This window comes from Pedobacter anseongensis, assembly GCF_037482965.1.
In the GTDB taxonomy this organism is placed as follows: Bacteria; Bacteroidota; Bacteroidia; order Sphingobacteriales; family Sphingobacteriaceae; genus Pedobacter; species Pedobacter anseongensis.
In genome coordinates, this window is the sequence record NZ_JBBHKB010000001.1 from 940255 (window position 1) to 952982 (window position 12728).

The following is a 12728-nucleotide window of genomic DNA, read 5'->3' on the forward strand; positions in this document are numbered from 1 at the left end:
GAATCCTATCCTTTGAATGCGGTTATTGAAATTTCTACATTTACACCTTTAGGCAGACCTTTTACGGCAACCGTTTCTCGAGCAGGGTAAGTTCCGCTAAAGTAAGAACCATACACTTCGTTAACTTCAGCAAATAGTTCCATATCTGATAAAAAAATGGTTGTTTTAATGATGTGTTCAAAGGTATATTCTGCCTCTAAAAGCACTGCATTAATATTACGCATTACTTGATGAGTTTCCTCTGTTATTGAGGATAAGTTAAGCTCTCCACTTTCAGGATTAATGGCAACCTGACCAGATACAAATAAAAATCCATTTGCAATTATGGCTTGGCTATACGGCCCTATTGGAGCGGGAGCATTTTTAGTATTAATTATTGTTTTCATTTAGTGTTTTTATTGACCTTTATGATAGAATGACCTTTATGATAGAACCTTTGCTAAAAATTCTGTAGATTTTATCTGCTTATTTTAATATAAACCATTGGATTAATTTCCATGCAATACCACCAACAAATAATGCAATTGCTAAGGCATTAATCCAATGCATAACTTTAATATTAAAATTAGTTGGTCGGTTAGGGTCTTTTTTCCTGAAAAAATACATGCACAAACTTAGGAATATTGTGGGGATAAAAAAAAATCCCGACCTATGGTCGAGATTTTTTTTATTGAGTTAAGAAAGATTAATTTCTTGAAGGCTCAACACGACGATTTTGGATACGACCTTCTTCAGTATCGTTAGAAGCAATTGGATTAGCTTCACCAAAACCTTTTGCAGTAACTTGACTAGCGTTAACGCCAGAGTTTACTAAATAAGTTTTAACTGAATTTGCTCTATCTTTAGATAACTTCATATTGTATGCAGCAGTACCTTCGCTAGAAGCATAACCTTTTGCAGTTATTTTACCACCGTTTTCACGCAATACAGAAGATAATTTATCTAAGATTGGATAAGCTTCAGTTTTTAAAACTGAGCTATTGAATTCAAATTGAATATTTTCCCATCCTGAGTACATTGGAGTTGCATCTGCAACAACTGGTGCAGGTGGCGGAGGAAGTGGACAACCTGAACCATCTACTTTAGTTCCAGCAGGAGTTCCAGCACATTTGTCAAATTGATCAGCAACACCGTCGCCATCGCTATCTTTTTTCAAGTCTTCGATTGATTTCTCAACGTTAGAAACACGATTTTTCAATGCTTCAAGTTCTTGACGTAATGAAGGATCTTTTAACTCATCATACATCATTGCTAGAGGGTTAACCCAATCCAAATTAGGTTTAGCTTTCGAACCCAATGAGAATTCTAAACCAGCATTAAGATAACTCCATTTATCGAAGTTAGGGTTAGGCTGTACAGTAACACCATTCAAGTTTGTATCATCCAAGAAGTTCATCGTATAATTTAAGTTAAATGATACATTATCAGAAACTTTAAATTTAACACCTGCTCCAACTGGAATGTATGCACCATGATAGTATTTATCGCCATCAGTTGGTCTTAACTTTGTTACTGTACCATTAGCTGCAGTTACGTCTGGTTGATAACCAGCTAAACCGTAACCAGCAGTTAAGATAAAGTTAACTGAATTTTCACGACGTAAAAAATCAACAGTAGCAACATTAATTACACCTCTGATATCAGCAGCATAACCCAATTTTGTTTCAAATTCTTTAACACCATTTACAGCACCACCAACAGCATCTTTATTGCTTCCTGATAATTTGCTTCTCATGATATTAGCTTCTAAGCCAAAAGCGTGACCTAGTTGTTTACGCACAGAAACGCCATAACCTAAATTAACATCCCAGTTAGTAAAATCGTTTCTACCACCCAATAACACAATTGGAGTAGTAATACCAGCATTTACCCCGATGTTCCAGGTTCTGTATTGTGATCTTCCACCAAAAACTTTGGCAGTAGAAGAAGGTGCAGGTGCATCTTGAGCACTAACAAGAGACGTTGCTCCCATCAATACCACTAAAGAGGCAACAAGTCCCTTTTTTAAAGTAGAATAATTCATAATTTTCTTTTTTAAGGTTAAACAAATATTTATTGTATAATTTTTTGTAGAACAAAATTAAACAAATTTTTATAATCTCAAAATACTATACAAACTCCGTTCCAAACTTGAAATGGCGTTAAAATTTGTTAAAATAGCATTTATATTATATGCGAATATACCTAATAATGAGCTAGAAAAATTAATTAAATAAATGCATATATATTTATCTCCACCATAATTCGGAAAAACAGTGGCTTATCTACGTTCAAACAAATATTCTCTAAAAATAACAGGATTGTAAATTCCCTTGTGGTTAGGAACTCTAACCACTGAATGGCTGTAATCTGAGTGTTAACTTAATTACAATTTTTTTAACTGTCCTAATGAGTTATACAGGCAAGTCCTTTTTTTAAGACAGCAAGGTCAAAGTCTTGAGTCAGGTGTCTTGAGTCTCGCCTCGGATGTTCCAATGTTCAATCGATTTTCTACAAATCGATAAATATTAAAATCAGATTTTAATACTTCGACTGCAATATCTTCTCTAAGTTTAATTTTATCGATATCAGCCGTACGTTTTTGCTGAATAATCCGAAAGGCCTTTTCTGCCAACAAAAAATTTCTACGCTCGTTGTTTGTCAATTCAGGCTCAATTAACCATTTGCAAAGTGCTTCAATCCCTTCATTTTTATCGGCCACCGTTTTAAAAACTGGAATAGTTTGATGTTGCTGAGTCATTAATTTCTTTAGGTTATTCGCAAAAGTTGCTGCGCCTTCGCGATCCGATTTGTTAACCACAAAAGCTTGGGCAATTTCCATTAGCCCCGATTTTATGTTCTGTATTTCATCGCCTGATTCGGGCACCAACACGACAATGGTTTTATCGGCCAAACCCGCAATTTCTACCTCCGATTGGCCAACACCAACGGTTTCTATTAAAATTAAATCGAAGGTACTGGAACGAATTAGATCAACCATTTCTAACGTCTTTGCCGAAATACCTCCTAAAGAACCGCGAGTTGCGATAGACCGTATAAAAACATTTGGTTTATTAAATTGTGCTGCCATTCGAATTCGATCACCCAATAAGGAGCCAAAATTAAATGGAGAAGTAGGGTCTACGGCTAAAACGGCAATTTTTTTTCCACTATCTACAAAATGGGAAAGGATAGCATTAACTAAAGTACTTTTTCCCGCTCCTGGCGGACCAGTAATTCCAATAACGGGGATATGTTGGTTAATAGAAATGCTTTTAAGCAAGTCGGATGATGAAGCAATTTCATTTTCTACAAAAGTTAAGCCCCGGGCTAAAGCCCTAAAGTCTCCTTTTTCTATCCCGTCTTTTAATCTTCGGTAATCGTTCATCGATTGGTGTTTACTACAAATAACGGAATTATTTTCTTAGCAGGAAAGCATCGAGTAGTGAGTATAAATTGAGGCTGTGCGTATTACATTTAAAACGCCAAACAAGGTAAGCATCCGATCTTGATACTTGACACTAACTACTTGATACTAAAAAGTAGTAACTTTGAATCTTTAATACCATCTTAATGAAGACCTATTTTCGATTATTATCTTTTGCCAAACCGATAGAGAAATTTGCGATTCCTTATATCATTGTTACGCTTTTTGCAATTGTATTTAATACTTTCTTATTTACTCTTTTGGGACCATTAATGACTTCCCTATTTTTGAAAGGTAACGCCCCTGCAACTAAGAATATCACTGCACTTGGCGAAAAATCGTCTTTTAATCCAACCGAGATATTTGGAGAATATGTACATAAAATGGGCGATACTAAAGGTGACATTTATGAACTTCAACTGATCTGCATTGCTATCGTAATTACCGTTTTCTTGGCAAATTTCTTCCGCTATTTTTCTCAACGTTTTATGGAAGACCTGAGGGTTCACACCCTATTAAATCTCAGAAAAGCAGTATTTAACAATGTAATGAATCTTGATGTTGGATTTTTTAATAATGAACGAAAGGGAGATATCATATCGAAAGTTGCATCAGATGTACAAGTCGTGCAATTTACAGTTACTAATACACTTCAGGTAGTATTTAAAGAACCAATTCAATTATTAGCCTTTGTTGGAGTCCTATTATTTATTTCTGTTAAATTAACATTGTTCTCCTTATTAGTTATCCCAGTATCGGGCTTTGTTATAGGTAAGATTGTCAAAAGATTAAAGCAGCAGTCGGCTCAATCCCATCAATCTTTTGCCAAAATGATAGGCTTTTTAGATGAAGCGTTAAGCGGTATAAAAATTATTAAAGCTTTTAATGCTACGGATAGAGTAAAAGATAAATTTAGTGAGGAAAATAAATTTTATTCTAATCTAAATCGCAAAATTGCCAGGAGACAACAACTTGCATCACCTGTTTCTCAAACTTTAGGGGTATTAGTGGTTGTATTTATTCTTTTATATGGCGGAACCTCAATTCTAAGTGGCAAAGGCGATTTAAGGGCAGACCAATTTGTTGTTTATTTAGCAACATTTTCGCAACTATTGCAGCCTATAAAAGCACTTACAGACTCATTTAGCGGGATATATTCTGGTATCGCTGCAGGGGAAAGAGTTTTGGATCTAATAGACACTAAACCGCAGCTGCCAAATAAACCAAATGCAGAAACTTTAAATATTTTCAGCAAGGATCTGGTATTCGAAAATGTGTCATTTAATTATTCCGACAAAGAAGTTTTAAAAAACATAAGTATAACTATAAAAAAAGGAACTACGGTTGCTTTGGTCGGACCATCTGGTGGCGGGAAAAGCACGCTTATGGATTTAATTCCTCGTTTTCACGACCCTAAAAGTGGCATGTTAAAAATCGACGGCCATCCCTATCAAGATTTAACCGTAGAAAGCATTCGCGCTCAAATGGGAACTGTTAATCAGGAAAGTATTTTATTTAACGATACGATATTTAATAACATCGCCTTTGGCAAACCCAACGCTAGCGAAGAAGAGGTAATAGCGGCAGCTAAAATTGCCAATGCCCACGAATTTATTCTGCAAACAGAAGAAGGCTACCAAAGTTTTGTAGGCGATCGAGGCAATAAATTATCAGGCGGACAAAAACAGCGAATTTGTATTGCCAGAGCCGTCTTGGCAAACCCGCCCATTATGCTGCTCGACGAAGCAACTTCGGCACTCGATACTGAATCAGAAAAATTGGTTCAAGAAGCGCTAAATAATTTGATGCAAAATAGAACCTCTATTATTATTGCACACCGCTTAAGTACGATACAACATGCGGATAGCATTGTGGTTATTGACAAAGGAGAAGTAATTGAAACCGGTAATCATAGTGAATTAATGTCACGAAATGGATTATATAAACGTTTAATAGATATGCAGGCTTTTAATGACTAAGCCAATACGCTATACTAAAAAATTAAAACGTTATCTATTCGCCTTTACATACCGCAATTTTCATAATGCCTGAATCGCTAAGCACAGGATCAATTGCAGATATAAAGGATTGTTTAAGATTCTCGAAATCAACCATTTTCATTACGTATATTCTCACTTTTGATTAAGCATTATGCCCCAATTTAACAAACGATCATTTTAAGTAAAAAAACTTTATAATTAATAAATTCCTTAACCCATAGCCTCATTTATAGTTGCGCATTTAATAAAACCTTATGAAAGAAAAAGTTAAACCAATTGCTCTTTATTTACCACAATACCATACAATTGAGGAAAATGACAAATGGTGGGGAGAAGGATTTACAGAATGGACAAACGTAAAAAAAGCGCGCCCTTTATTTAAAGATCATTATCAACCACATGTTCCTATCGATGGAAATTATTATGACTTAAGTTCAAACGATGTGTTGAATCAACAAGCCAAGCTAGCAAAAGCGTATGGAATTTATGGATTCTGTTTTTATCACTATTGGTTTAATGGAAAACTACTTTTGGAGAAGCCTTTGAATAACTTACTCCAATCAGGTAGTCCTGATTTTCCATTCTGTCTTTCTTGGGCCAATGAAAACTGGACCAGAACATGGGATGGGCTCGAAAAGCAGGTATTGATGAAACAGGAATACTCTTTAGCAGATGATCTACAGCACATCAAATATTTAATTCCCTTTTTTAAAGATGAACGATATATTAAGATAAACGGTATGCCAGTTTTTTTAATGTATCGGTCAGAGTTGCATCCTGATATTAATAAGGCAACGGATTTATGGCGTCAAGAAGCCAAAAAAGCCGGATTTGTAGACCTATTTCTAATTAGAATGGAACATTTTGTTGGAAATTTAGACCCGAAAAATCACGGATTTGATGCAGGAATGGAATTTGCACCCGATGGCAAGCTTAAAGGTGAAAAGATTATGAAAAGGAATATTTCAGAATATATAATGAGAAAAGCATTCCATAAAACTGGAATAAAAAAGTCAGCACACTTTGAGAATAAGATTTTTTCATATCCTACTGTGGTTGATAATATGATGAATAAAACGGCTCCAGATTATAAATATTTTAGATGTATTTGTCCCTCATGGGATAACTCGGCTAGACGTAAAGATAACGCTACCATTTACGTTAACTCTACTCCTGAATTATTTAGAATATGGACAAAAAGGATGACTGAATATACGATTGCGAACTTACCAGAAAACGAACAATTCCTATTTATCAATGCTTGGAACGAATGGGGAGAGGGCTGTCATTTAGAACCTGACAAAAAATGGGGAGAGATGTATTTGCAGGCCTTAAAAGATGGGCTTAATTCTTAAATTAATATTACTCCTTAATTGCACAATAAAGCTTTTTTGCATCAAATTAACCAAATTACCCGTTTGCTGGGCAAGAATCCGAAACAATTGAAAAATATTTAAGCGTAGCAGCGCACAAAAAAAGCGACCCTAAAGTCGCTTTTAAATTTATGTAATTAAATTATAATTTACGTTTTACTTCTACTTGCTCGTAGGCTTCAACGATATCGCCAACTTCGATGTTGTTAAAGTTTTGGATATTCAATCCGCATTCGTAACCTTTAGCTACTTCTTTCACATCATCTTTAAAGCGTTTTAAGGAAGCTAATTCACCTGTATAAACGACTACTCCATCGCGTACAATACGGATTTTGCTGTTTCTGGTAATTTTACCATCCAACACCATACATCCTGCAATGGTACCCACTTTAGTGATTTTAAAGGTTTCACGGATTTCTACGTTTGCCACAATTTTCTCTTCAAACTCTGGCGCCAACATACCTTCCATTGCCGCTTTAATCTCATTAATCGCATCGTAAATGATAGAATATAAACGAATATCGATTTGTTCAGCCTCTGCCAACTTACGCGCACCTGGCGAAGGGCGTACCTGGAAACCAATAATAATCGCATCTGAAGCAGATGCTAACAACACATCTGATTCTGAAATCTGACCTACAGCTTTACCAATAATATTGATTTGAATTTCTTCAGTTGATAGTTTTAACAATGAATCGGCCAATGCTTCGATCGAACCATCCACATCCCCTTTAACAATTAAGTTTAACTCTTTAAAGTTACCAATTGCTAAACGGCGACCAATCTCATCTAATGTAATGTGTTTCTGGGTACGTAAACCCTGCTCGCGCATTAACTGTAGACGTTTGTTGGCAATTTCTCTTGCTTCAACCTCACTATCCATCGCATTGAACTTATCGCCTGCCGTTGGAGCGCCTTGCATACCCAGCACCTGAACCGGAACAGATGGACCTGCCTCAGACACTTTTGCACCACGTTCGTTAAATAAAGCTTTAACTTTACCACTATAACTGCCCGCTAAAATTGGATCACCCACTCTTAAGGTGCCTGCCTGAACCAACACTGTAGTTACAATACCACGTCCTTTATCAAGTGTTGCTTCGATTACGGTACCTGTAGCACGTTTATTCGGATTAGCTTGTAACTCTAACAATTCGGCCTCTAACAATACTTTATCAAGTAACAAATCGACATTTAAGCCGCTTTTGCTCGAAATTTCTTGCGATTGGAATTTACCCCCCCAATCTTCTACCAAGATATTCATCGCAGATAGTTGCTCTTTTACTCTATCTGAATTTGCGCCGGGCTTATCAATTTTTGTAAAGGCGAACACCAAAGGAACACCTGCAGCTTGTGCATGATTGATTGCTTCCTTTGTTTGAGGCATCACCGCATCATCAGCTGCAATTACAATAATGGCAATATCTGCTACTTTTGCGCCACGAGCACGCATCGCTGTAAAGGCTTCGTGACCCGGTGTATCTAAGAAGGTAACTTGTTTGCCAGAGTTAGTGGTTACTTTATACGCACCAATATGCTGTGTAATACCACCAGCTTCACCTGCCACAACATTCGCCTTACGAATATAATCTAGCAATGACGTTTTACCGTGATCTACGTGGCCCATAATGGTTACCACCGGAACACGAGTTTCTAAATCTTCTGGTGCATCTTCTTCTTCAATTACACTATCTGCTTCTTCATCTGCTTTTACAAACTGGATTTCGTAGCCAAATTCGTCGGCAACAATGGTTAATGTTTCTGCATCCAAACGTTGATTGATGGATACAAACATACCCAAGCTCATACAGGTACCAATAATTTTCGTTACGGGCACATCCATCATGTTCGCCAACTCATTTGCCGTAACAAACTCAGTAACTTTTAATACTTTCGATTGTAATTGTTCTTCAGCTGCTGCTTCTTCTGCTGTTAAGGCTACATCATCACGTTTTTGGCGACGAAGTTTGGCCCGTTGTGCGAATTTACCAGATTTACCAGCACCACTTAAACGAGCAAGTGTTGCTTTGATTTGATCTTGTATTTCTTTTTCTGTTGGCTCCTCTTTTGGTCCACCTGGGGCTGCGCCACCTGGTCTTGCATTTCTAAAGTTCGGACGGCCACCAGCTGTATTATTTGTATTGTTTCTAAAATCTGGACGGTTCCCAATCGGAGCTCCTGTACCTGCTGGGCGAGGGGATTGACCTTGCTGCGAGGTGGTGCCTGGGTTGTTTTGACCTTGATTTCCTTGTCCTTGTTGAGAAGCATTCGGTGCACCAGGCGTTTTTTTACGCTTGCGTTTCCGTTTTGCAGCTTCGCTATCTGCTGATGAAGACGCTACCGGTTGGTTTCTACGATCTGGGGTTGTGGGCAAAACAATTTTACCAATAATGTTTGGCCCTGATAATTTAACCGAGCGTGCTTTAATAACCTCGTCGTCTGCCGCTGGAGTTTCTGCAGCAGGCGCAACTGGAGCCGGAGCTTTAGGCGTTTCTTCTACCTTTGGTGTTTCTACCACTGGTTTTTCTGCAACCACTTCAACTGGCTTTTCTACTTCAGGGGCTTCTACTTTTGGAGCTCCTGGGGCTTCTTCTTTTTTGACTGCCGCGGCCGGTTTAACCTCAACAGGTGTAGGCTCTTCCTTAGCTGCGGGACGAGTTTTTGTATTTAAATTGTCGAGATCAATTTTGCCAACGATCTTAACCCCTGGCAAAGCGCTTTCTTCCTCTTTTTCTACAATTGGTGTTTGAGCTTTAGCAGGTTCTTCAGCTTTAGCTTCAACAGGTTTTTCTTCTTTTAGTTTTTCAACCGGAGGCGTATATGAATGAAGATTTTTGATTAAAATACCTTCGTTTTCAAATTCTTGTTTTTTTCTAGGAGCCTCAGGAGCTTTCTCAGCTACTTCAGGTTCATCACGACGAATTTTACCTATAATGATTTGATTGGCTTCTTCTTTTACGATTTTATCCCCCTGAAACTCTCTCAATAATGCATCGTACATCTCTTTTGAGAGTTTTGTAGTGGGCTTATTTTCCACAGTAAAGCCCTTCTTACCGAGAAACTCTATGATGGTTGAGCTTCCTACGTTAAGTTCCTTAACTGCTTTAAATAAAATTATGGCTTTGTCGTCTGACATCTATTATCCTATTATTTACTAAATTATATACAAAAGTAACGTTTATTCTTATTTATTCAAGCATATAACGTTTATTCAAATTCTGATTGCAAAATGCTAATCACCTCTTTTATGGTTTCTTCTTCTAAGTCGGTACGTTTTACCAGTTCATCAACCGATAATGCCAACACACTTTTTGCCGTGTCACAACCAATTGCTTTAAGCTCATCGATGATCCAGCTATCGATTTCGTCCGAGAACTCTTCGATATCCACATCTTCATCCTCTTCTCCAGCTTCACGATACACATCAATTTCGTATCCTGTTAATTTACCTGCCAATTTAATGTTATGCCCACCACGGCCAATAGCTAACGAAACCTGATCTGGCTTTAAATACACCGAAGCATGTTTAGTGGTGTCATCTAATTTGATTGACGTAATCTTAGCTGGGCTTAATGCACGTTGGATGTATAACGAAATATTGTTGGTAAAATTAATTACGTCGATATTTTCATTTTTAAGTTCTCTCACGATACCGTGGATACGAGATCCCTTCATCCCAACACAGGCACCCACTGGATCAATTCTATCGTCGTACGACTCAACTGCAACCTTAGCACGTTCTCCTGGTTCACGAACAATTTTCTTGATGGTGATTAAGCCATCGAAAATTTCAGGAACCTCGATTTCGAACAAACGTTGTAAAAATTCTGGAGCAATTCTAGAAATGATAATTTTTGGAGTTGCATTTACCATATCAACCTTTGAAATTACTGCACGAACTGAATCTCCTTTTTTGAAGTAGTCGGCCGGAATTTGCTCAGTTTTAGGCATCATTAACTCGTTTCCTTCATCATCAAGAACCAAAGTTTCCTTTTTCCATACCTGATAAACTTCGCCAGTAACGATTTCGCCTACTCTGTCTTTATATTTCTTAAAGATTTCGTCTTTCTCCAATTCCAATACTTTAGAAACGAGGGTCTGACGAGCCGCTAAAATTGCTCTACGTCCGAAACTTTCTAGGGTAATTTGTTCGATATAATCGTCGCCAACTTCCATATCTGGATCTAACTGCTTTACTTCAGCAAGCTCAATCTCCAGGTCGTCGTCTTCCGAAAAACCATCTTCCATTACTTTCCTCGTACGCCAAATTTCCAAATCCCCGTTATCAGGATTTACAATTACGTCACAATTTTCGTCTGTTCCGTATTTTTTACGCAACATGCTACGAAATACCTCTTCCAGTACGCTAATTACTGTAGGGCGGTCGATATTCTTGAATTCTTTAAATTCTTGAAATGAATCGATTAAATTAATATTGCTCATTTGTTTATTTAAATGAAATTAAAACCTTTGTTTCTACTATACTATTTAACTCAATCGGGGTTTCTACCAATTGCGCTTTTTTTCCTTTTTCTTTTGTCTTAGCCTCGATTACGATGCCGTTTTCATTAACTGAAAGCAACTCTCCTTCAATTTTATCGCCATTTGCTAGTTTAACACTTACTTCCCTGCCAATATTTTTGGTGTATTGACGTGTTAATTTAAGTGGCTCACCAACTCCAGGTGATGAAACTTCTAAATTATAGGCTTTATCGATTACATTTTCTTCTTCTAAATGGAAGCCAACATGTCTGCTAATTGCAGCACAATCTTGAATACTTATTCCCTGATCGCCATCTACCTGGATAATCAATTTATGATTAGGTAGTAGTTTAACATCAACCAAAAAAAGCTCAGGACGGTCTGCAATTTTCTCTTCAACGAGCTCAACAACTCTTTTTTCTACCTGCATATCCTAAAATCTTGTAAAATAAAAGAGGGGACTCAGTCCCCTCTTCCTTCTCTATTACTGTGCAAATGTACGAAATATTTTTGAAGATTCAAAAAGTGGCGCTATATTATTGAAGCGGCTTTAGAAATCATTTGCATTATTTAGTCCCTATCGCTTCAACACTTGCTGCTGAAAATTCATCCTAGCTCTTACATTCCCCTTTATCATTTGCTCGACATCGCCAAAAGACATATTTAATTTCGTTTCTACTAAATAGATTTTGCCTTTCAAAAACGGGCTATCGGGCTTAAAAACAACACTATCCTCTTTCATGCTCAATTTGCCAGGCCACTCTCTTTCCATACTTGTAGAATCATCATCGGCAGGTGTTAATAAAACAGAAACTAATTTTTGATACGTGGTATCTGTTTTTATGTTATTTTTAAGTTTTAATAATGCGGCGGCATCAATATTTGAAACTACAATGGTAGCGCTATCAGCAGAAAACTTTATAGATAACGGGTTGTTTTCATGTTTACTACAAGAATAGCATAAAAAAACACAAAAGATAACTGTAAATAATTTTAACATTTAACTAAGATATAAAACATGAACCCGACATGATTAAAATAATCATTAAAAACACAGGTGCGTGATTATTTTAATCATCAAAGGCTCGATATAACAATTAAAATATAAAAATAAACATATGAAACTTATTGTCGAAATTTTATTAATGGGATTAGCCATGCTAATTGGAGCCTATGTTGTCCCAGGCGTTCAAGTAGATGGTTATTTAAGTGCTATAATCGCCGCAGTATTAATAGCAGTAGCCAACGCAACCATTGGATTAATCCTCCGTATTTTCACGTTTCCCTTAAATGTACTAACTTTAGGGTTAATTTCGTTCATCATTACCGTATTAATGGTGCTTTTAGTTGATTATTTAATGACGGGATTTAATACAAGCGGATTTTTTGCTGCCGCAATTCTAGCCATCGTTGTGGCGCTGATTAAGATAGTGCTTAACTCGGTTTTTGGAGTGAAAGATTAAAGGG

11 protein-coding genes are annotated in these 12728 nt (G+C 37.0%); 3 read left to right on the top strand and 8 right to left on the bottom strand.

All coding sequences use genetic code 11. The annotated features are described in order from the left end of the window. Positions 1 to 5: 5 nt before the first annotated feature. From WG904_RS04260 to meaB, 4 genes are all read right to left on the bottom strand, one after another. Complete coding sequence (locus WG904_RS04260) at positions 6 to 386, bottom strand: RidA family protein (RefSeq protein ID WP_339578047.1); 381 nt, start codon at positions 384 to 386, stop codon at positions 6 to 8. A 79-nt stretch (positions 387 to 465) separates the two neighbouring features. Then, entirely contained in the window at positions 466 to 606 is a 141-nt protein-coding gene (locus WG904_RS04265; protein WP_339578048.1) for a DUF6728 family protein, read from the bottom strand. 79 nt (positions 607 to 685) lie between these two features. Next, positions 686 to 2023 carry an OmpA family protein gene (locus tag WG904_RS04270; protein ID WP_339578049.1) on the bottom strand — a complete coding sequence of 446 codons (1338 nt, stop codon included), beginning with the start codon at positions 2021 to 2023 and terminating at the stop codon, positions 686 to 688. Positions 2024 to 2428: 405 nt separating this feature from the next. Further along, the gene (gene meaB / locus WG904_RS04275) at positions 2429 to 3367 is read right to left on the bottom strand and encodes a methylmalonyl Co-A mutase-associated GTPase MeaB (RefSeq protein ID WP_339578050.1); all 939 of its coding nucleotides are present in this window, start codon (positions 3365 to 3367) and stop codon (positions 2429 to 2431) included. A gap of 185 nt (positions 3368 to 3552) precedes the next feature. Between meaB and WG904_RS04280 the strand changes: the two genes are divergently transcribed. Next, positions 3553 to 5385, top strand: a complete 1833-nt coding sequence (locus WG904_RS04280) for an ABC transporter ATP-binding protein (RefSeq protein ID WP_339578051.1) — start codon at positions 3553 to 3555, stop codon at positions 5383 to 5385. 275 nt (positions 5386 to 5660) lie between these two features. Then, the gene (locus WG904_RS04285; protein ID WP_339578052.1) at positions 5661 to 6761 is read left to right on the top strand and encodes a glycosyltransferase WbsX family protein; all 1101 of its coding nucleotides are present in this window, start codon (positions 5661 to 5663) and stop codon (positions 6759 to 6761) included. A gap of 160 nt (positions 6762 to 6921) precedes the next feature. On the opposite strand, the gene infB is transcribed toward WG904_RS04285, so the two are convergent. The 4 genes from infB to WG904_RS04305 all read right to left on the bottom strand — a co-directional run bounded on the left by infB (position 6922) and on the right by WG904_RS04305 (position 12261). After that, on the bottom strand, positions 6922 to 9915 hold the full coding sequence (gene infB, locus WG904_RS04290) for a translation initiation factor IF-2 (protein WP_339578053.1): 2994 nt from the start codon (positions 9913 to 9915) through the stop codon (positions 6922 to 6924). 71 nt (positions 9916 to 9986) lie between these two features. Then, entirely contained in the window at positions 9987 to 11222 is a 1236-nt protein-coding gene (gene nusA, locus WG904_RS04295) for a transcription termination factor NusA (RefSeq protein WP_339578054.1), read from the bottom strand. 4 nt (positions 11223 to 11226) lie between these two features. Continuing rightward, positions 11227 to 11691 (bottom strand): ribosome assembly cofactor RimP, encoded by a 465-nt coding sequence (rimP, locus tag WG904_RS04300; protein WP_339578055.1) that lies wholly within the window; start codon positions 11689 to 11691, stop codon positions 11227 to 11229. A 147-nt stretch (positions 11692 to 11838) separates the two neighbouring features. Continuing rightward, on the bottom strand, positions 11839 to 12261 hold the full coding sequence (locus tag WG904_RS04305; RefSeq protein WP_339578056.1) for a hypothetical protein: 423 nt from the start codon (positions 12259 to 12261) through the stop codon (positions 11839 to 11841). Positions 12262 to 12379: 118 nt separating this feature from the next. On the opposite strand from WG904_RS04305, the gene WG904_RS04310 reads away from it, so the two are divergent. Continuing rightward, the gene (locus WG904_RS04310; protein ID WP_339578057.1) at positions 12380 to 12724 is read left to right on the top strand and encodes a phage holin family protein; all 345 of its coding nucleotides are present in this window, start codon (positions 12380 to 12382) and stop codon (positions 12722 to 12724) included. Positions 12725 to 12728 lie beyond the last annotated feature (4 nt).